Source organism: Nodosilinea sp. LEGE 07088 (assembly GCF_015207395.1).
In the GTDB taxonomy this organism is placed as follows: Bacteria; Cyanobacteriota; Cyanobacteriia; order Phormidesmidales; family Phormidesmidaceae; genus Nodosilinea.
In genome coordinates this window covers 1-18,078 of record NZ_JADEWX010000061.1, presented here as the reverse complement: position 1 = coordinate 18,078, position 18,078 = coordinate 1, and the positions used below count along the sequence as shown (strand labels likewise).

Annotated in this window: 24 protein-coding genes; 11 read left to right on the top strand and 13 right to left on the bottom strand. The window is 55.5% G+C overall.

Annotated features, from left to right (window positions below):
• The first annotated feature begins 114 nt into the window (after positions 1–114).
• Positions 115–1,200 carry a photosystem II q(b) protein gene (gene psbA / locus IQ254_RS14945; protein ID WP_193966957.1) on the top strand — a complete coding sequence of 362 codons (1,086 nt, stop codon included), beginning with the start codon at positions 115–117 and terminating at the stop codon, positions 1,198–1,200.
• Here psbA and IQ254_RS14940 read toward each other — a convergent pair.
• The gene (locus IQ254_RS14940) at positions 1,197–1,421 is read right to left on the bottom strand and encodes a DUF29 family protein (protein ID WP_193966956.1); all 225 of its coding nucleotides are present in this window, start codon (positions 1,419–1,421) and stop codon (positions 1,197–1,199) included. The two genes, psbA and IQ254_RS14940, sit on opposite strands and share 4 nt — an antisense overlap.
• 189 nt (positions 1,422–1,610) lie before the next feature.
• Here IQ254_RS14940 and IQ254_RS14935 point away from each other — a divergent pair, with 189 nt between their 5' ends.
• The 3 genes from IQ254_RS14935 (at position 1,611) to IQ254_RS14925 (ending at position 4,070) form a co-directional block, all read left to right on the top strand.
• Complete coding sequence (locus tag IQ254_RS14935) at positions 1,611–2,822, top strand: sulfite exporter TauE/SafE family protein (RefSeq protein ID WP_193966955.1); 1,212 nt, start codon at positions 1,611–1,613, stop codon at positions 2,820–2,822.
• Entirely contained in the window at positions 2,803–3,429 is a 627-nt protein-coding gene (locus tag IQ254_RS14930) for a hypothetical protein (RefSeq protein ID WP_193966954.1), read from the top strand. The genes IQ254_RS14935 and IQ254_RS14930 overlap by 20 nt, the downstream gene beginning before the upstream one ends.
• A 71-nt stretch (positions 3,430–3,500) precedes the next feature.
• Positions 3,501–4,070: a Uma2 family endonuclease gene (locus IQ254_RS14925; RefSeq protein WP_193966953.1), complete on the top strand. Its 570-nt coding sequence runs from the start codon at positions 3,501–3,503 to the stop codon at positions 4,068–4,070.
• Positions 4,071–4,117: 47 nt separating this feature from the next.
• Here the strand turns inward: IQ254_RS14925 and IQ254_RS14920 are convergent, their stop codons facing one another.
• The 6 genes from IQ254_RS14920 to IQ254_RS14895 form a co-directional block, all read right to left on the bottom strand.
• Positions 4,118–4,789, bottom strand: a complete 672-nt coding sequence (locus tag IQ254_RS14920) for a hypothetical protein (protein ID WP_193966952.1) — start codon at positions 4,787–4,789, stop codon at positions 4,118–4,120.
• Positions 4,790–4,836: 47 nt separating this feature from the next.
• Positions 4,837–5,970, bottom strand: a complete 1,134-nt coding sequence (gene dnaN, locus IQ254_RS14915) for a DNA polymerase III subunit beta (protein ID WP_193966951.1) — start codon at positions 5,968–5,970, stop codon at positions 4,837–4,839.
• Between the two features lie 559 nt (positions 5,971–6,529).
• A complete protein-coding gene (locus tag IQ254_RS14910) occupies positions 6,530–7,054 on the bottom strand; it encodes a universal stress protein (protein ID WP_193966950.1) in 525 nt (174 codons plus the stop codon).
• A 52-nt stretch (positions 7,055–7,106) separates the two neighbouring features.
• On the bottom strand, positions 7,107–7,292 hold the full coding sequence (locus IQ254_RS14905; protein ID WP_193966949.1) for a hypothetical protein: 186 nt from the start codon (positions 7,290–7,292) through the stop codon (positions 7,107–7,109).
• Between the two features lie 281 nt (positions 7,293–7,573).
• The gene (locus IQ254_RS14900) at positions 7,574–7,999 is read right to left on the bottom strand and encodes a YggT family protein (protein WP_193966948.1); all 426 of its coding nucleotides are present in this window, start codon (positions 7,997–7,999) and stop codon (positions 7,574–7,576) included.
• Between the two features lie 269 nt (positions 8,000–8,268).
• Complete coding sequence (locus IQ254_RS14895) at positions 8,269–8,904, bottom strand: phosphoribosylanthranilate isomerase (protein ID WP_193966947.1); 636 nt, start codon at positions 8,902–8,904, stop codon at positions 8,269–8,271.
• Positions 8,905–9,076: 172 nt separating this feature from the next.
• Here IQ254_RS14895 and psaK point away from each other — a divergent pair, with 172 nt between their 5' ends.
• Positions 9,077–9,349: a photosystem I reaction center subunit PsaK gene (gene psaK, locus IQ254_RS14890; RefSeq protein WP_193966946.1), complete on the top strand. Its 273-nt coding sequence runs from the start codon at positions 9,077–9,079 to the stop codon at positions 9,347–9,349.
• A gap of 139 nt (positions 9,350–9,488) precedes the next feature.
• Positions 9,489–10,700 carry a site-2 protease family protein gene (locus IQ254_RS14885; RefSeq protein ID WP_193966945.1) on the top strand — a complete coding sequence of 404 codons (1,212 nt, stop codon included), beginning with the start codon at positions 9,489–9,491 and terminating at the stop codon, positions 10,698–10,700.
• Here the strand turns inward: IQ254_RS14885 and IQ254_RS14880 are convergent.
• From IQ254_RS14880 to IQ254_RS14860, 5 genes are all read right to left on the bottom strand, one after another.
• Positions 10,697–11,167, bottom strand: a complete 471-nt coding sequence (locus tag IQ254_RS14880) for a YbjN domain-containing protein (protein WP_193966944.1) — start codon at positions 11,165–11,167, stop codon at positions 10,697–10,699. The two genes, IQ254_RS14885 and IQ254_RS14880, sit on opposite strands and share 4 nt — an antisense overlap.
• 229 nt (positions 11,168–11,396) lie before the next feature.
• Entirely contained in the window at positions 11,397–12,074 is a 678-nt protein-coding gene (locus IQ254_RS14875) for a hypothetical protein (protein WP_193966943.1), read from the bottom strand.
• 284 nt (positions 12,075–12,358) lie between these two features.
• Entirely contained in the window at positions 12,359–13,027 is a 669-nt protein-coding gene (locus tag IQ254_RS14870) for a MarC family protein (RefSeq protein ID WP_313887460.1), read from the bottom strand.
• Between the two features lie 195 nt (positions 13,028–13,222).
• Positions 13,223–13,546 (bottom strand): phasin family protein, encoded by a 324-nt coding sequence (locus IQ254_RS14865; protein WP_193966942.1) that lies wholly within the window; start codon positions 13,544–13,546, stop codon positions 13,223–13,225.
• A 191-nt stretch (positions 13,547–13,737) separates the two neighbouring features.
• Positions 13,738–14,445, bottom strand: coding sequence for a uracil-DNA glycosylase family protein (locus tag IQ254_RS14860; protein ID WP_193966941.1), 708 nt, complete (start codon positions 14,443–14,445; stop codon positions 13,738–13,740).
• Here IQ254_RS14860 and IQ254_RS14855 point away from each other — a divergent pair.
• Positions 14,444–14,599 (top strand): hypothetical protein, encoded by a 156-nt coding sequence (locus IQ254_RS14855; RefSeq protein WP_193966940.1) that lies wholly within the window; start codon positions 14,444–14,446, stop codon positions 14,597–14,599. The genes IQ254_RS14860 and IQ254_RS14855 overlap by 2 nt on opposite strands.
• Before the next feature lie 5 nt (positions 14,600–14,604).
• Here the strand turns inward: IQ254_RS14855 and IQ254_RS32115 are convergent, their stop codons facing one another.
• The gene (locus IQ254_RS32115) at positions 14,605–14,727 is read right to left on the bottom strand and encodes a hypothetical protein (RefSeq protein WP_255527005.1); all 123 of its coding nucleotides are present in this window, start codon (positions 14,725–14,727) and stop codon (positions 14,605–14,607) included.
• A gap of 29 nt (positions 14,728–14,756) precedes the next feature.
• On the opposite strand from IQ254_RS32115, the gene IQ254_RS14850 reads away from it, so the two are divergent.
• The 4 genes from IQ254_RS14850 (at position 14,757) to IQ254_RS14835 (ending at position 17,858) form a co-directional block, all read left to right on the top strand.
• Positions 14,757–15,635, top strand: coding sequence for a S1 RNA-binding domain-containing protein (locus IQ254_RS14850; RefSeq protein ID WP_193966939.1), 879 nt, complete (start codon positions 14,757–14,759; stop codon positions 15,633–15,635).
• A gap of 4 nt (positions 15,636–15,639) precedes the next feature.
• Positions 15,640–16,515, top strand: a complete 876-nt coding sequence (locus IQ254_RS14845) for a Tab2/Atab2 family RNA-binding protein (protein ID WP_193966938.1) — start codon at positions 15,640–15,642, stop codon at positions 16,513–16,515.
• Positions 16,516–16,520: 5 nt separating this feature from the next.
• On the top strand, positions 16,521–17,351 hold the full coding sequence (locus IQ254_RS14840; protein ID WP_193966937.1) for a carbohydrate ABC transporter permease: 831 nt from the start codon (positions 16,521–16,523) through the stop codon (positions 17,349–17,351).
• 93 nt (positions 17,352–17,444) lie between these two features.
• Positions 17,445–17,858, top strand: a complete 414-nt coding sequence (locus tag IQ254_RS14835) for a helix-turn-helix transcriptional regulator (RefSeq protein WP_228040740.1) — start codon at positions 17,445–17,447, stop codon at positions 17,856–17,858.
• Positions 17,859–18,078: the final 220 nt, after the last annotated feature.

Sequence of the window (18,078 nt, the reverse complement as noted above, 5' to 3'; positions counted from 1 at the left end):
ACTTTCTTTTCTCACAATTTTCTAGAGTAGAGAGAAACTTTACACTGCATGTGGGTGAGTACATCTATTCACCTAATCATCCATTTTTCGTTTGTTATTCATTGGACTTTTACTATGACTACTTCTCTTCGCGCCCGCGATAATGCGGGAGCCTGGGAGCGGTTTTGTCAGTGGATTACCAGCACCGAGAACCGCCTGTATGTGGGCTGGTTTGGCGTGTTGATGATTCCTACCCTGCTAACCGCAACCATCTGCTTCACCATCGCCTTTATTGCAGCTCCCGCTGTAGATATCGACGGCATCCGTGAGCCTGTCGCGGGCTCCTTGATGTACGGCAACAACATCATCTCCGGTGCGGTGGTGCCCTCCTCTAACGCCATCGGCCTGCACTTCTACCCGATCTGGGAAGCCGCTTCCCTCGATGAGTGGCTGTACAACGGTGGCCCTTACCAGCTGGTCGTTTTTCACTTCCTGATCGGCATTTTTGCCTACATGGGTCGGCAGTGGGAACTGAGCTACCGTCTCGGCATGCGCCCCTGGATCTGCGTCGCCTACAGCGCTCCTCTGGCTTCTGCTACCGCCGTGTTCTTGATCTACCCCCTGGGTCAGGGCTCTTTCTCAGACGGCATGCCTCTGGGGATCTCGGGTACCTTCAACTTCATGATTGTGTTCCAGGCTGAGCACAACATTCTGATGCACCCCTTCCACATGTTGGGTGTAGCCGGTGTGTTTGGTGGCAGCTTGTTCTCCGCCATGCATGGTTCATTGGTGACCTCGTCTCTGGTGCGTGAGACCACCGAGACCGAGTCTCAGAACTACGGCTACAAGTTTGGCCAAGAAGAAGAGACCTACAACATCGTGGCGGCCCACGGCTACTTCGGTCGGTTGATCTTCCAATATGCCAGCTTCAACAACAGCCGCAGTCTGCACTTCTTCCTGGGTGCGTGGCCGGTGATTGGCATCTGGTTCACCGCCCTGGGCATTAGCACCATGGCGTTCAACCTGAACGGGTTCAACTTCAACCAGTCCATCCTTGACTCTCAGGGTCGGGTGATTGGCACCTGGGCGGATGTGATCAACCGGGCCAACCTGGGTATGGAAGTGATGCACGAGCGCAATGCTCACAACTTCCCCCTGGACCTGGCGACGGCTGGTGAGGCCACCCCCGTTGCGTTGCTGGCTCCTGCAATCCACGGCTAGGTTGTGAACCTTGCGGGTGGATGTATCATCCACCTAGCCTGTGAATAGGTCGAATGAAGGTATAAACGCCCCGGTAAACTGGGGCGTTTTTTGCTGTGTCCCAAGGCTTCCAGTTCCTCTACTAGGTGCGGCAGATCTAACTTTTCCAAAACATTTTGCTTCAGCAGGGACGACTGCTGCTGAGTCCAAGCGTAGAAATCTGTCTCATAGAGGCCAGTCATAATACTCTCTCTCGTGCTGTAGAACTTCTACAAGGCGTTATCGGTTCGTCCGTTGCCCTACCGAGATGAACTCAGCCTGTTTTGATGAGGGACAGCTGTCTCTTATTGGTAACTCGACAGGGCGTCAAAAGACGCTGGGCAACGGAGGTGTTACGCTCAAAAATACCCCTTTGACCTTTTATCGTCGGAATGTTAGATCTGCTGCTCATCGCCAGCCTCGGATTTTTAGGCAGTTTTGGCCACTGTCTGGGGATGTGTGGGCCAATTACGGTGGCGTTTGCGCTCTCGCAGGGGGGTGAGAAGGGCGATCGCTGGCCGTCTTTTCGATTTCATCTGCTGCTCAACTTGGGGCGGTTGGTCAGCTATGCCCTGGTGGGCCTTTTCATTGGGTCGCTGGGGTCGGTGCTGGTGGCCAGTGGCACCATGGCGGGCATTGGCAGCCCTCTGCGCCGAGGGGTTGCCATCGTCACGGGGCTGCTGCTGATCTGGTTTGGGCTAGCGCAAATCAACCCCAAGGCAGTGCCCAAAGTGCCGTTCCTCAACCCCATGGTGCAGGCTGGCTGGCACGATCGCCTCACCCGAGCCATGCAGGCCCTCTCGCTCAATCCGCAGCGCTGGACACCTTTACTGCTGGGTCTAGCCTGGGGGCTAATTCCCTGCGGCTTTTTGTATGCCGCTCAGCTCAAAGCCGCTGAAACCACTAGCCCCTGGCAGGGCGGGGCTACTATGCTGGCCTTTGGCCTGGGCACGCTGCCGTTGATGCTGGGGGTTGGGGTTTCAACTGGGTGGGTCAGCGCCGATCGCCGGGGACAGTTGTTTCGGCTCGGCGGCTGGATTACCTTGATTATTGGCCTGCTAACGGTGTTTAGGGGCAGCGGTAGTGTCGATTTGACCGGCTATGGCGCGCTGATTTGCCTAGCCCTAACCCTGATCGCCCGCCCGGTTAGCCAGATTTGGGCACCATTATTGACCTACCGTCGCGCCCTGGGGGTGGCTGCCTTTGTGCTCTCGATCGCCCATATTGGCCACATGCTCACCATGGGCTGGAACCCCCTAGCGCTGCCTTTTTTGTTGCCGCCCCTGCAGGTGGGGGGCTGGGCTGGCATTGTTGCCTTTGGCCTGATGCTGCCGCTAGCCATGACCAGTTTTGACCAGGCCCAGCGCTATTTAGGCTCTCAGTGGCGGCGGCTGCATCTGCTGAGCTTGCCGATTTTTGTCTTGGTGATAGCCCACACCCTGCTGTTGGGGGCTAGTTTTTTGGGGGGGTTTGAGCGATCGCCCCAGCACTGGCTAGCTGCGATCGCCCTCATCGGCCTCTCCCTGCTGGCGCTACTGCTGCGGTGGCAAGGGTTTTGGTCGCTGCTGTCGCTGGAGAAGTACTATGCGCCTGTCAAACATTAGCCTGCTGGCATGTCTTTGGATCGGCACCCTGGTTGTGCTGCCCGCCCAGGCCCACAAAACCGAGATCTCGGGCAATGTCGCCGGTACCTGGCACCTGGAGCCCAACCACAGCGCCAAAGCTGGAGAGCCCGCCAGGGTCTGGGTGGCCCTCACCCAGCAGGGCGGTCAGCTCATTCCCCTAGACCAGTGCGATTGCACTCTCTCGGTTTATAGGGTGAGCCAGACGGGGGAAGCGCCGATTATGCAGCCGACGCTGACGGCAATGTCGCCAGAAAGCTTTGAAGACATTCCTGGGGCAGAGATTACGTTTCCTGAGGTGGGCGAGTACAGTATTGTGCTCACCGGCAGCCCTCGGGCCGATGCGACATTCTCTCCCTTTGAGCTGAGTTACACCACGGTTGTTGCGGCGGGCAGCACCAGGCCGTCTATCCCCCCTGGGCAGAGTGAGACAGACCAAAGTTCTGTACCTGATACTGAGCAGGGTTCCAATCGTCGCCCTTGGAAAGTTGCACTGGCGGTGGGGGGTTTGGGACTTGCGATCGCGGCAGCATTCCGCCTACGCCAACAAAAACCGCCTCGCCATAAGAATGGTGGCCTTGAGCCGTAGCATATATGGGTTGCCTTTTCTGCCGAGCAGCCTATGATTCATCATAGGAGGAGAAACCCAGGAGGGTAGCGGTGGTTCAGCTTATCGATCGACCTACCGAGCAGCGCTTCATTCACACAGGCGTAAGCTGGGACAACTTCAAAGCGATTCAGCAAGGCTTTGCAGATTCGCCGAACATTCGCCTGTTTTATTTCGCTGGGGAGCTTGAGATTTTGTCTACCTCCCCAGAGCACGAGATTGTAAAAGGCAATATCGGCTACCTAATCGAAGCCTATCTGTTGAGCCAGGGCGTAGACTTTGTTGCCACGGGCTCTTTCTCTCAGGAAAGGGAGGCAGTGGCCTCAGTGCAGGCAGATGAGTCATACTGCTTTGGGGCCAGAAAGCCCATTCCAGACCTGGCGATCGAAGTGGTTCTCACGAGCGGTGGCCCCGACAAGCTCCAGCGCTATGCAGCCTTAGGCGTTGCGGAAGTCTGGTTTTGGGAGGCAGGAAGCATTTGTGTTTATCAATTGCATCCCAGCGGCTATCAGCAAGCCAGCGAAAGCCAGTTTGTAAAGGGCATTGATCTAGATCGCCTTGCCCAGTGCGCTGAAATTGAATCACGTTCTCAAGCAGTTAGAACATTTCGACTTTCAAGCTGAAGCACTTGGTTAAACTGCATTCCTGATACTGTGCGTAAACTCACAACTCATAGCGCATCACTAGACGAGTTATCTAACCTTTGGCGTTGAGACTGAAAGCGTTGCATTCTCAATTTAATATCGTCAGTTGTTTCCCGAACAGCTTGTAAATCAGATTCCAGCATATAGGTTTCTAATAACCTAAAAATTGGCTCTAAATCGGTCGGGTATTTCATCAATAGCTGGGTAACATCATTTTCATAAAGGCTCACTCGATCGAAGTTACCTTGCCGATAAAGCGAGGGCAGCGCATAGAGTTTGAGAATGATTAGCCCCTGAACTGTGACACAGCGAATCGAGCGATCGCCGAACTGCTTTTGCACTGAATACTGCTGATTTATCAGATCAAAAAGTTTATTTTTGGTCAACAGCACATCTACCTGAAGAGAGCCAAAATTTCCTCGAATAAAATCACGGTTCTCTTCAAGAATCACCAATTCTGGCAAGTCTTCTAATGCCTTTCTAGAGAGAATGAAGTCAATATCTTGGGTGTTGCGCCCTTCCACATAGCTGAGCATTGCAATGCCACCAACCAGCAAGTACTTGATTTGGCGAGATTCCAGCGTGATAAATAAAGACTCAATCGCAGCTAGTAGGTCGCCAAATTCCATTGCGCCACCCCAGTTTTTGACATCAAACGCTAGGCCATTTTGGATGATCTTGGCGATCGCGCGACTCATGGCCCTATTCCCCAGAGCTGACTCTGTTCTAATCTGATTCTGGCACCCTAACCCCGAATCTGAACCGGCATCACCAGGTAGGTAATCTTGGTTTCCCCCAGGGGCACAAACACCGCCGGGCTGGTGGCCGCATTGCACTGCATTTGTACCTCGGTCGTGTCAAACGCCTTCAGGCCATCCAGTAGATAGCGCACGTTGAAGGCAATATCGAGGTCGTCGCCAGTGACCTGGGCGGGCAGTTCTTCGCGACCGCTGCCCACTTCCTGGGCTTCCACCGAGAGGGCAATGGATTGATCGCCGCTGTTGAGGGTGATTTTGATAATGTCGTTCTTTTGGCTGGCCAGCACCGCAATCCGCTCCAGGCTCGACATCAACACTCTGCGATCGACCGTTACCTGGCGGGCAAACTGCTTGGGCAGCAGCTGGCGATAGTTGGGGTACTGCCCTTCCAGCAGACGGGTGGTCAGACGCTGGGCACCCAGGTCAAACAGCACCTGGGTTTCATCGAGTCGCAGGGCCACCGGCTGATTAGAGTTGTAGCCCTGAATCATGCGCTCTAGCTCGCGCAGGGCCTTGGCGGGCACCGTGACATCCATCGCCGGGGTGGCGGTGGCGGCGGCTTCGTCGGTGGTTTGCACCACCGAGAGGCGGTGGCCGTCGGTGGCGGCAAACTCCAGGGTATCGGTTTCAGAGAGCAGGTGTAAGCCCGTGAGTACCTGCTTGGTTTCGTCGCTGCTAGTGGCAAAGAGCGAGCCGCGCAGGCCGTTGAGTAGGGCCTCGGCAGAGAGCGAAATGGCTTCGCCCTCCTCGACCGTCGGCAGAGAAGGATAGTCTTCGGCACTCAAGCCGCGTACCTCGTAGCGGCCTGAGGACGAGGTGAGGGTAACGGTGGTGCTGTCACCTTCCGACTCTAGGGTGATGTCTTCGTTGGCCAGCCGCGAGACAATGTCGCCCCACAACTTTGACGGCAGGGTCAGTGTGCCCGGTTCTTCGACCTGGGCGCTAAAGCGGCTCTCAATGCCGAGCACTTCATCAAAGCCGACTAGGGTAACCGACTGGCTCTCAATATCGGCTTTCACCAAGATATTGGCCAGCACAGGCCGACTCGGGCGCGACGAGACCGCACGGCTGACCGACGACAGTTGGGCACTCAGCTCGCTCTGGGGGCAGATAAACTTCATGGCAGCAGAGAGAAAGAAACGCAGGGGTCAAACGCAGCAGCCCAGGCAGACGAAAATTCTGTAGGCTGATTGCGTATTAGCAGTATCTCATTTTTGCCATAGGATCCCTGAAAAGTAGCCCTGAGCTGAGCTACTTTAAGTGCTGGATCCTTTATAGAGCAGGCTTTTAAGAGATTTGAGAAAAGGGGAGTTTTTGATTGGATGCACATCCTACCACCCCTGTTTGGGCCTATCAACATTGACCCTGTGGGGAAATGGCGGCCTTCCGGAAAGAGAAAATTTTAAAGGATCGTAGTAGTAGAAGGGGGTGTGAAAACTGGGGAAAACTGCTCAGACGATTGGTCTGTCTCGGGTGTAGTGCTAACCTCTCTGGGGAAAAGCCGTGGGGAATGATCGAAGGTTTCCACACCCATGGAAGCTGACGAGGCGACTTCCCCAGAGGGGAAGAGATTATCCCCTTTAAATCTCTGGGTTTTCCACGGCTTTTTCTCTGTTTTCCCCAAGGAGATGAAAGGAAAAGATCACAAATCGTTACGACTGGGCAGGATGTTGGTTGTGGCTAGGCCACGCCTGCGATCGCAGGCGTCTCTGCATCACTCAGTTTTCCCGTTTTTATCACCATTACCCCACAGGGGGCGCGGTGCATGACGGCGTTGCTAACGCTGCCCAGCACGAGCTCCGTTAGCCCGGTGCGACCACGATTGCCCACAATGATCAGATCGGTACCCCACTCTTGGGCTGCTTTGCAGATGGCCGCTGCGACCGGGCCAACCAATTGTCGAAATTCGGCAGCAACGCCCAGGCTGTTGGCGGTGGCGGTGTATTTCTGCAAGCGATCGCGGCTTTCGGTTTCGTAGCGCACCCAGCTCTGTCGCCAGGCTTCTACGTCGATCTCGGTACCTGGGGCCCAGTAAATATTGTCAAATCTGGCTGAGAAGGGCGACGGGCTACCGGCTTCTTCGCTGGAGAGGCTATGCACCAGTAAGAGCTGCCCCTGGGTCGCTTGGGCGAGTTCTAGCGCTTGAGCAAACAGATCGTCGCTGGCTGAGCTGTGATCTAACGCCACTAAGAGTTTGCGATACATAGGGTGTTCTCCTGAGCGTGAAACGGGATGGCTTGCCTGGGTAGTTGGTCAGCTAAGAGTCAGGCTGGTGAGGGCGAGGTGGGGTGAGTTTCCAGCACATCACCAGCACCAAGGCCAAGGCCCCGAGCTGGGTCGCGATGTAGAGTGCATCGTGGTAAGTCAAGGCGAAAAATAGCATGGGTACCCTCCTGGCGCGATCGCGCCCTGGGTTGACGCCGTTGGGGCGGGTGCTTGGCAACCGATCCCCTTAGTTTTATTGTCCTGCGGGAGATGGGGGGCGATCGCAGACTGCAACGAACTGTGATTTGCCCTCATACTTAATAATCTTTCTCTGCAAACAATTGCCTGCCTAAGGGGGACTGCTGCCTCCGGCTCTCTTGGGTGTCTCAGATGGCATCGCAAGACCGGCCTATTCAGGCTTTGAACAGCGTTTTGCCCAAGTGAGCATTGCCGTTGAGCAACAGGACTATGGAGCAACATTACTATTGCTCAACCATCAACGACGGCTCTCAGGCTAGATTACCGACCGTAGGGGTTTTGCCCTTGCAAATAGTTGACGATCGCGATCGCGATGCCCCCCAATAGGGCGTACACCGCCATGGCAATCAGTAAATTGATGTCAAAGATTCGGGTAGCCGTGGCATCGGTGGGGCTGATGAAAAGAGTTGAGAACGGCGCCATAAAGGGCTCAGATATTTTAGAAATAAATTGGGCAAACGGGTTATCAGGGTTAGCTCCAGTCGCTCGCAGAAAAAACCGAATGCCCAACAAAATTTCTAGCGACCCGACCAGCAGAGCGATGGTATTGCGTACCCAGGCCAGCTTAGCCCGTCGCTGGGCAACCTTCAGCCGCTGAGTTTCTTGCTGCAAGCGATAGGCGTCACGCTTTTGGCTCAACTCGTGTTGTCGCTGCCAGTCGTCGGGTTGGTTGGGGTTGTCGTTCATAGCCTTGTGTTGAAGTAACGTCGTGGCGAGCTAGAAAGTTTTGGCAGCACTGGCACCAAACTGCATCAGCGTAGATGACTATTGTAAGAAATCTATCGGGATGTCTAAGTCGCTGGCCTGGAGACAACGCCTAGTGTGCCGATCGTGAGCGGGCTAGATCGTTGATACATTACCTCCAACCCTACTACACCCTTAGAAAAGTAAAAATTCTCATTATGGTCTTTAACCTACCTCTAGAGCCGCACCGGGGCATAGGTTAGAGGCTTGGCCTAACCATGGAGGCGTTTAAAGAGGCGCTGTACTAAAACGAGATCTTTAACGCCGGGGCCTTGCTCAACACCGCTGGAGAGATCAATGCCGTCAGGCCGAAGGGTATGCAGAGCAGTATTCACATTCTCAGGAGTTAGGCCTCCGGCCAACAGCCAGGGACAGCCAGGCTGAAATGCTGTCAGGGTATGCCAGTCTAGGGTGAGCCCGGTGCCACCCAGTTGTTTGGGATGGTAGGCATCCAGCAAGAGAGCATCAACGTAGGGCGCATAGGCGGTGGCGGTGGCCAAATCGTTGCGACTACGCACCCGAATCGCCTTAATCAGGGCGGTATCCGGTAGTTGGCCCTGGAGCTGCTGGCAATACTCTAGGGGTTCTTGACCATGGAGCTGAATATGACTCAGGTTAGCCTGGCGAGCGACAGCGCCGATCGCACCCAGCGTCGCGTCGGCAAAGACACCTACGGTTTTGACTGACAGGTTCTGATCCCCTAATGCCTGGGTGATAGCAGCAAGGGCCTCGGGGGAAATGTAGCGAGGCGACTGGGGTACGCAGATAAACCCCAGGTGAGTGGCCCCTAGACGGGCGATCGCGATCGCCTGATCGACTTGAGTCAGACCACAAATTTTGACCCACATGTTAACTCTGTTGAACATTCCGTCGGCGGGGTGTCGGGAGATTTTTATAATCCAGAGAGGTTGCATGGGCAATCTCTGGGCCGTGATGACCCGGTCAATACCCCAGGCAGCTCGCTGAAGCTTACTTCTCAAAACTTGATTTTAGACCTCTAAGCTAACGGAGATATAACCATTGCTGTTTTCTACCCTGCTGCTGGCCCAAACCACGCCCCTCACCCCTGAGTGGTCGTTCAAAGTGGCGCTGATTATGATTACCTGTAACTTGTTTGTGCTGGCCATTGGCAAGTACGCCATCCAAAAGCCCGGTGTAGGGCCTGCCCTGCCGGTTAGCCTGCCCATGGTATTTGAGGGCTTTGGCCTACCCGAACTGCTGGCGATCGCCAGCCTGGGCCATATCCTCGGAGCGGGGATGATCTTAGGCCTAGGCAACGCCGGACTGTTATAGGCCGCTGTGATCAGGCTCCCCAGCGAGTAATCAGCCCCGTTGATAGAATAGAGCTATATCCCAGACTGAGGTACCTGTAGCGTGATGCCAGGGCCTGAGGTCTGGGTTGGCATTTGATGGCGTACATGAGGGCTAGGCAATGCAATCCAGCTGGCGTATTGGGGCTATTTTGGGTATTCCCCTGTTTATCGATAGCTCCTGGTTCATTATTTTGCTGCTGGTGACCGTATCCTACGGCTTAGAGCCTAGCTGGCACTCGGCCTGGGGAAACCTAGCCTGGGTGATGGGTTTTGCGCTGGCCCTGCTGCTGTTTGCCTCAGTTCTGCTCCACGAACTCGGCCATAGTATTGCCGCTAAGATGCAGGGTATTGCGGTCAACTCCATTACGCTCTTTTTGTTCGGCGGCATCGCCTCCATCGACAAAGAGTCTAAAACCCCAGAAAATGCTCTCAAAGTTGCGATCGCAGGCCCCCTCGTCAGCTTCGGGCTGTTTTTGCTGCTCACCGCCATCGCTCAAATTCCGGCCCTGCCGACTCCAGTGGGCGTCATCACCGGCAGTGTCGCCCAGATCAACCTAGTGCTCACCCTGTTCAATTTGATTCCCGGTCTGCCCCTAGACGGCGGACAGGTGCTCAAGGCCCTGGTGTGGAAAGTGACCCAGAGCCGCATCAAGGGCATTCGCTGGGCCGCCCGATCGGGTCAGTTATTAGGCTGGCTGGTCATCACCTTTGGGTTGGTTATGGCCCTGGTCTACCAGGCGTTTTCTGGCTTTTGGATTGCGGCCATCGGCTGGTTTGCCCTGCGCAACGCCGCCGCCTACAACCAGGTCACCAACCTGCAAGAGGCGATGTTAGCCCTGACCGCCGCCGATGCCATGGTGCGCGACTTTCGGGTGATTGATGCCGACATGTCACTGCGGCAATTTGCCGACACCTATCTGCTCGAAGAAAATCGTGCTGCGGCTTACTTCGCGGCGTCTGACGGGCGCTATCGCGGCCAGGTTAGCATTGACGATATGCGCAATGTCGAACGCAGCCAGTGGGAAAGTACCTCCCTCAGCCACATCGCCAAGCCCCTACTCGATATTCCCTCAGTCCGAGAAAATACACCGCTAACCGAAGCCATTGAGCAGCTCGAAGACCTGCACCTGCCCCGCCTGACCGTACTGACCCCTGCCGATGCGGTGGCAGGCACCATCGATCGAGGCGATGTGGTGCGGGCTATGGCTGACCGCCTGGGTCTGCGCATTTCCCCCGCCATGATTCAACGCATCAAAGATGAAGGACAGTACCCACCGGGGCTACAGCTGCCCTCCATTGCAAAATCAGTGCTCGAAGAAGCCCAGGCCTAGCCTAGGCCAAACTCAGCCACCAGGTCTTCGTCCGAGTCATCGGCGATCGTAGCCACAATCGTCATTAGACGAGAGATCTCAGCCGCAGAAATATCCTTCAAAATGCGGCTTGAAATGACCAGTACTTGCTCCCCCGAAATGCCAAAACGGGCTTCTAGGGTTTCATTACAGTTTCTCTGCAACAGTAGCTTCATCAGCTGAGGTTCATGCTTGGCAGGCAAGCTCAGCACCGGCGACCATACCGTTAATGTATCCGACTCAGTTTCACCCGTAAGCTGCACATAGACCTCTACACTGCCGTATTTAAAGCGCCATAGATGTCCGTCAGCAGTTTGGTTAACCATGGCCCCATCTCCCTGGTCGAGGGAGGCAATGACCGCTTCAATTATCTCCAGGTAAGGCGCTGCATCCAAAGCATCCTCAGGCGAGGAGTTAGAAAAAGACTGTTCTAATGTGTCGTTAGTCATTACAGACCCTTGCTCGCTATTTGCCAAAAAAATCATCGTCAAGCGCAAATCTCCGACAGACGGCTCCCAGCTTCCTTGGCCCGTAGAGAGTCACCTAGGGGAGAAGATGAGCCAGCACTGACCTAAAACCCTAAGGCCGTTGCCGTATTTCCCCAACTGTATCCCCTTGTGCTGTCGCTGACTATCCCCCAGTTCACATCTGCCCCGACCCTGCATCTAACTCTTCGACCTAAAGACCGCCTGCGGTTTCTGCTTCTACCGGGTACTGAAACTGGTCTTCGAGGGTATCAAAGCCATAATCTTTGTTGGCGGGCACCTCTGGCGGCACCTGAAAGCCGGTAATCGTGCAGGCCTCTCTGCGATCGGCGCGCGCTGAGTAGCGGCACAGATGCTCAATAAAGTGAAACACAACTTTGGGATCAGACCACTGCATTTCGGCCCGCTGCTTCAAAATAATCAGCGCCTCTTTATCACTCATGGCGCTGCGCCAGCCTTTGCGTTGGCGGCACGAGACCCAGGTGTTGAGCACTTGGAAAATGCGCGCCAGGTGGTTTGGAGGGATCGCCCGGAGATGATATTGGCTGAGCACATCAGCGACTTCTTCGAGCCCCGCATCTTTGGCCAGTTGAGTGCTGGCATTAAATAGCGCCCCCATCTGAGTTAGGGCTTCGCTATGATCTGGGTATTCCTGCTTCAGGTTTTCGTCGTCTAAATAAAGGGCACCGAGATTTTTAAAGTGAGCCGCTAAAAAGAGCGTCTTTTTATTGCGATCGGTTAGCCCAGCAATAGTGCCATAGGCCAAACATAGATCGGCGAGAAAAACAGACTCTTCGTACAACCATGGCTGCCTACGCTTGAGTAGACTGCGCAAAAGCTTAACAAAGCTGTGAAAGCTTGGATAACTCATGGGCTAAACGTTCCCCAGAAAGATTTGCGGTAAACAGCATGCCCTGATGGATGCTTTACTCGCTGTACAAAAGAGGGATCGACGAACAATTTGCTGACTACCTGTTCGCCCGCGAGCGAAATAACGCTATTTATAGAGAGCACTGCTATTGCTGCTTTGGTTGGTTCTAACCCAACTGATGACTGCCAAATCAGTAGATCCAGGAAGCGCAATATTTTTAGGGAACAGAACAAGTTTAAAGCAAAATTATCCTGAATAACACAGTTGTCTAGTTCTTCTAGGTTTTAGGGAGCTAGCAGGTTCAATGAGTCGAGCCAGTCGGCTAGTCCGTTCAAAATTAGCTGTACCCCGATCGCCATCACAAACAGCCCCAGCAGGCGGCTCATGGCCTGAATGCCGCTGGCCCCCAGCACCTTGAGCAGCAGCGTAGACGATCGCAGCGCCAGATAAATCACCAGCCCAATCAGGGCGATGGCGGTAGCGATCGCCAGCAGGTTAATGGCCGTTGAGACCGACAGATCGCCACCGGCCTGAGCCGCCAGCCCCAGGGTCACTGCGATCGCCCCGGGCCCCCCTAGCAGGGGAATGGTCATCGGCATAAAGGAAATATCTTTGTGCTCGTCAAGGCGCTGGGCGACATCTTGATTGTCGACCTCGTTGAGCTTAGGGTCAGAGTTCATGGCCCGCCAGGCGGCATGAAACACCACGATGCCCCCGGCAATGCGCACCACCGCCAGCGAGACCCCAAAGAAGCGCAGCACGCTACCCCCCACAAGCAGTGAGCTAATCAGCAGCACCACCACATTGCGGGCAATGCGCAGGGCATAGCGGTTGCGCAGCGATGCCGGTATGCCCGTCGTAAACACAAGAAACATGGGCACAGATCCTATGGGATCCACTACCGGAAACAGCGCCGCGATGCCGCCCACCATGAAGTCGAAAAAAATCCGCACCGCTGGTTTGCCCCTAGAAAACTAGCTTGATGCTGAGTTTAGCCTCTTCCCTGGCCGGTGTTGTATCGGCAAACCCGTTTAAATCAGGTATCCGCTTAAGTCGGGACGATAGAAGGACTTGGCCTATAGGAGCTAGGAGCCCAGACCAGCGGTCTTAGCCCTGGAAGTATCCGAGCGCAGAGCTGAGGGAAACAGCTATTTCCAGGCCCGGTTTTCTAAATCGCGCACCTGGCGCTCCAGGCGATCGAGCCGACCCCGCAGTTCATCCATTTCGGCCTGACGAGGTACGCCTAAATCTTGCAGGGTGTTGCGAAACAACCGCTGAAACTGATCTTCTAAGGCTCCGTTACCTTCGTTGAGCTGGGCCATCACCTCATCCACCAGGGTACGGGCCTGCTCGGGGTTAAATTTACCCTCACGCACCCATTCTTCAGTCACCTGCTTGACCCGCTCTGCCACCAGCGAGGTAGTCCCCACGCCGATCATCAGCAACTGGCGCAAAAGGTTGTTGGTATCCATGGAAAGCTCCTTGTTATTAGCGGGCCAAGCGATATAAATTCAGACTCTGTGCCACCGCCAAAACCAGGATCCTCGAGCCATCCCAGCGCGGCCAAACGCAGTTTAACGGCTGATTAGCCGTTCCTACTATTTTCTCAGAGATTCCTCAAGTGCCGAGTATTGAAAGCCGAACCCGCTGCTGACGGATGCCCTCAGTTGCCGCTCAGCTCATCGACTTTGGCTCTCACCGTCTGGATGTCTTGCCACATCAGCCATTTAGGGCTGCCTTTGTCGCGCGATGGGTTGCGGAGCAGGTAGGCCGGGTGAAAGATCGGCATACACAGGCGGCCTTCCCACTCCATCCACTGGCCACGCACCTTGCTGATACCCGACTTAACTCCCAAGAGGGATTTCAGGGCCGTTGCCCCGGTTAGCAAAATGATTTTGGGGTCAACCAGACGAATTTGCTCGAGCAAATAGCCCTTGCAGGCGGCCACTTCGGCAGCGGTGGGTACGCGGTTGTCGGGCGGGCGGCATTTGACGATATTGCAGATATAGACGTCTTGCTCGGTGTCGAAGCGCACCGAAGCGAGAATCTTTTCTAGGAGCTGACCCGACTTGCCGACGAAGGGCCGTCCTTGCTCGTCCTCCTGCTGGCCGGGGCCTTCGCCGATAATCAGCACCGGGGCGGTGGGGCTGCCCCGACTGACGACAACATTGGTGCGTGTGTGGGCTAGGCCGCAGCGCTGACACCCTCGGCAGTGATTGCCCAGGGTGGTCAGGTCAGGGTAAACACCGGGGAGAATGGGCACCGAGCCATCGGTGGGAATAGTGTCAAAATCGACAGCGCTGGAGTTGGCCATCTCCCTCTGCGTTGGGGCATCACCAGTGCTAAACAGACTGAATTGATCTTCGGCCATGGCTGATTGGGGCTACACCACTTATGATTTGGCCCCTATTGTAAAGGGTCTGGGTTTGTCGTGCTGGAGCCTGGAATATCGTTATGCTGGCCCTGGGATGCGATCGCACCGTTATCCCCTAGAGTACTGGCGCAGCCCACCGATTCAGACCTAGAGCGGTTAGCCAATATTGGCCAACACCTGGCAACAGACCAGCGTTAGCCGTAGAGAACGGCGATCGCAGTGCGTGGGTTTGGGCATCATGGCAAAAACGCTGGCGTTGTATAGTAGAAAGCTAGCCAAATTGTATTGACTGTCCAGGAGCCTGAGCCTTGACTTTTTCCGCCGAAGATTTTGCCAAAGCCCTGGCCGCCCACGACTACGATTTTCAAGTGGGTAGCACTGTAAAAGGTACTGTCATCTCCTGCGCCTCTGATGGGGCAACGGTGGATATTGGCGGCAAGTCATCTGCCTTTTTGCCCATTCGCGAGGCGGCGGTGCGGGCCGTCGCCTCCCTAGAGGGCATTTTAGAGCCTGGGGCAGAATACTCCTTTCAGGTGATTCGTGACCAGGATGCCGATGGTCAGGTGCTGCTATCCATCCGCAAGCTACAGCTCAAACAACTCTGGGAGACGCTAGCTCAGCAGGCCGAGGCCAGCGCTGTGCTGGAGGTTAAGGTCACCGGCTACAACAAAGGCGGTGTCACCGTCGATGTGGAAGGGCTGCGGGGGTTTGTGCCGCGATCGCACCTGGGACTCACCTACGAAGACCTATCAGAGGCTGTGGGCCAGCGGCTCACCGTGGGCTTCTTAGAGGTCAATCCGGCCGCCAACAAGCTGGTGATGTCGGCGCGCATTGCCGCCCGCAGTCAGGTCATGGGCTCCCTGGAGCTGGGTCAACTGATTGCAGGCACAGTGGTCAGCCTCAAGCCCTTTGGGGCCTTCATAGAGTTTGACGGCATCAGCGGCCTGCTGCATATCAAGCAAATCAGCAAAAACTACGTCGAGTCGCTGCCTGCCGTGCTCAAGGTAGGCCAGCCCGTCAAAGCGGTGGTGGTGGCCCTCGACACCGAGCGCAACCGCATTTCACTCTCCACCAAGGTGCTCGAAAAATATCCGGGTGAGCTGCTGAAAGAGGCCGAGGCGGTATTTGCCGATGCTGAAAATCGCCTCGGCGATATCAGCCAGGTGCTAGCTGAGAGCGAGGGCTAAGGCCATGGGCAGCGTATGGGAACTCGACTTTTACTCCCGGCCCGTGCTGGATGACAACCAAAAAAAGCGCTGGGAAGTGTTGCTCTGCGAAGGCATCGTCAACGCTGAGACCCAGCCCGATCAGGTCTTCCGTTACCAAAAGTTTTTGTCGAGTTCTGAGGTCAACTCGATCAGCCTGAAAGGGGCGATCGATGAGGCGATCGCAGCTGCTACCAGCCAGGGTGTTGGCCCTCCCAGCCGCATCCGCTACTTTCGCTATCAAATGCAAAACATGATTTTGCGGGCCTGCGATGAAGCTGGCATTCCCGCTCGGCCGAGCCGCCGCACCCTGGCCCTCAATCACTGGCTGCAAGAACGGTATGCCACGGTCTATCCCACCATGGAGGGCTTTACCACCGTCCCTGCGCCCTCAGTGGCGGCTCCCCCCCCAAACCCTCAACCATTACCCGACGCCCTGCTCGGTCAACAGTGGGCCTTTGTCAGCCTGGAAGCAGCGGCTTTTGCCGATCTACCCGAGTGGGATATAGATTTTGGTGAAGCCTTTCCCCTGGGGATGGCCAATCTGACTCCCGATACGCCTATTCCCGGTCTGCTCATTTTTTCGCCCCGTGCCACCGCCTTAGCGGCCTGGATGTCGGGTCTGGAGCTAGCCTGCTGGCGGGTCGAGACTGGCAAGACTCCTGATATAGTGCTCGAAACCGGGGCCGCCGACAGCTGGATTCTAGCCGCATTGACCAACCCCCAGCTGGTCGCCGAAGCCCAAAGGTTTGATGCGGCCAAGGCTCAAGCCAATCAGGTACATTTCATTGGCATCCAAGACAGCCCCGAGAGCGAGTCCTTTGCGGGCTTTTGGCTATTGCAGGAGCTCAACTTGGGGTGAGGAAAATGGCTAAGTGGCCCCATTGGCGCAACCTGGGCATCTACAGTCTGCTGCTGTTGATTGCGGTGGTCATGGTATTTCCGCTGCTGTGGCTGCTCAGCACATCCTTTAAAGGCCCGCTAGAAAATCTGCTGGCTACTCCGCCCCAGCTTTTGCCCCAGCAACCGACCCTGGCCAACTACCGCCAGGTCTGGCAGTCGAACCCCTTCGGTCAATACTTTCTCAATAGCACCATCGTGGCGGTGCTGACGGTGGCGGCCAATTTACTGCTGTGCTCGCTGGCGGCTTATCCCCTAGCGCGGCTGTCGTTTGCCGGTCGCGATGCCATTTTGGCGCTGATTGTGGCCACCATCATGATTCCGTTTCAGGTGGTGATGATACCGCTGTACATTTTGGCGGTGAACCTGGGGCTGCGCAACACCTACCTGGGGCTGGTGTTACCTTACCTAGCCTCAGCCTTTGGCATTTTCCTCATGCGGCAGGCCTTTCAGGGGGTACCCAAGGAACTAGAAGAAGCGGCCCGCATGGATGGCTGCTCTGATCTAGGCATTTGGTGGCATATCATGCTGCCCGCCACCCGGCCGGCCCTGGTCACGTTAGGCATCTTCGTGTTTATCGGCACCTGGGGAGAATTTCTCTGGCCGCTGATCTTGCTCGATCGCCCCGAGCGCTACACCTTGCCCTTGGGGGTAGCCCGATTAGCTGGCAGCTTTTCCCTAGACTGGCGGCTGATTGCGGCGGGGTCAATCTTGTCGGTGCTACCTGCGATCGCGGTTTTTATCGTGCTGCAACGCTATATCGTACCCACCGAGACCGGCAGCGGGGTCAAAGGCTAGGTCTATCCGCAACCCAGAGAAAAATTGTTATACTACTGATCAGTAATAAATTGACACCTTTAGCCTTTAGTCTGGCTTTCTGAGTCTACGTCTATGAATCTCTCCACCATGGTTTCGCGTGCGCCTCAGGTTGACAGCACTACAACAGATAGCGACTGTCGCCTAGTCAAGCTTTCCCCAGAGACATTACAGCTCGTAGCCGACTTTTTTAAGGTGCTATCAGAATCGAGCCGCCTGCAGATTGTCTGTGCTCTCAAGCTAGGCGAGAAAAATGTGTCAGAGATTATCGAGGCAACGGGGCTAGGGCAGGCCAATGTATCGAAGCACCTCAAGATATTGGCCCAGGCGGGTATTGTTAAACGCCAGCAGCAAGGGGTTTGCGTCTACTACCAGATCGCCAATGCCTTTGTGTTCGAACTCTGTGAGCTGGTGTGCGACTCGTTATCGGTCCAGATCCAGCAGCAGTCCGAACAAATCGCCCATCTAGAGGCCTTTCGCAAGGCCTAAGTAACCGAATAGTCCTTAGACAGTAAGAGACAGCAAGAGTCTAGAACCCTGAGGCGGAAACATATCCACCGCTCTGGATCGCTTGGCTCCCTGGCTCCCCTTGTATGTTGAGAGAGAAGTAGTGCTAGACCGTATCCCCTAGGCACGTGATCGTCATAGTCCGTGGAGCAGCGAGGGTCGGCCCTACGATTCATCCTCTGAGAACTCGAAAAATCGCCTG

Excerpts from the sequence above, each read along its gene's own strand:
- psbA (WP_193966957.1), top strand. The coding sequence starts at position 115 with ATGACTACTTCTCTTCGCGCCCGCGATAATGCGGGAGCCTGGGAGCGG.
- IQ254_RS14875 (WP_193966943.1), bottom strand. The coding sequence starts at position 12,074 with ATGAGTTATCCAAGCTTTCACAGCTTTGTTAAGCTTTTGCGCAGTCTA.
- IQ254_RS14900 (WP_193966948.1), bottom strand. The coding sequence starts at position 7,999 with ATGAACGACAACCCCAACCAACCCGACGACTGGCAGCGACAACACGAG.
- IQ254_RS14910 (WP_193966950.1), bottom strand. The coding sequence starts at position 7,054 with ATGTATCGCAAACTCTTAGTGGCGTTAGATCACAGCTCAGCCAGCGAC.
- IQ254_RS14845 (WP_193966938.1), top strand. The coding sequence starts at position 15,640 with ATGGGCAGCGTATGGGAACTCGACTTTTACTCCCGGCCCGTGCTGGAT.
- IQ254_RS14930 (WP_193966954.1), top strand. The coding sequence starts at position 2,803 with ATGCGCCTGTCAAACATTAGCCTGCTGGCATGTCTTTGGATCGGCACC.
- IQ254_RS14865 (WP_193966942.1), bottom strand. The coding sequence starts at position 13,546 with ATGGATACCAACAACCTTTTGCGCCAGTTGCTGATGATCGGCGTGGGG.
- dnaN (WP_193966951.1), bottom strand. The coding sequence starts at position 5,970 with ATGAAGTTTATCTGCCCCCAGAGCGAGCTGAGTGCCCAACTGTCGTCG.
- IQ254_RS14840 (WP_193966937.1), top strand. The coding sequence starts at position 16,521 with ATGGCTAAGTGGCCCCATTGGCGCAACCTGGGCATCTACAGTCTGCTG.
- IQ254_RS14920 (WP_193966952.1), bottom strand. The coding sequence starts at position 4,789 with ATGAGTCGCGCGATCGCCAAGATCATCCAAAATGGCCTAGCGTTTGAT.
- IQ254_RS14885 (WP_193966945.1), top strand. The coding sequence starts at position 9,489 with ATGCAATCCAGCTGGCGTATTGGGGCTATTTTGGGTATTCCCCTGTTT.
- IQ254_RS14895 (WP_193966947.1), bottom strand. The coding sequence starts at position 8,904 with ATGTGGGTCAAAATTTGTGGTCTGACTCAAGTCGATCAGGCGATCGCG.
- IQ254_RS14835 (WP_228040740.1), top strand. The coding sequence starts at position 17,445 with ATGAATCTCTCCACCATGGTTTCGCGTGCGCCTCAGGTTGACAGCACT.
- IQ254_RS14855 (WP_193966940.1), top strand. The coding sequence starts at position 14,444 with ATGGCTGATTGGGGCTACACCACTTATGATTTGGCCCCTATTGTAAAG.
- IQ254_RS14935 (WP_193966955.1), top strand. The coding sequence starts at position 1,611 with ATGTTAGATCTGCTGCTCATCGCCAGCCTCGGATTTTTAGGCAGTTTT.
- IQ254_RS14860 (WP_193966941.1), bottom strand. The coding sequence starts at position 14,445 with ATGGCCGAAGATCAATTCAGTCTGTTTAGCACTGGTGATGCCCCAACG.
- IQ254_RS14880 (WP_193966944.1), bottom strand. The coding sequence starts at position 11,167 with ATGACTAACGACACATTAGAACAGTCTTTTTCTAACTCCTCGCCTGAG.
- IQ254_RS14940 (WP_193966956.1), bottom strand. The coding sequence starts at position 1,421 with ATGACTGGCCTCTATGAGACAGATTTCTACGCTTGGACTCAGCAGCAG.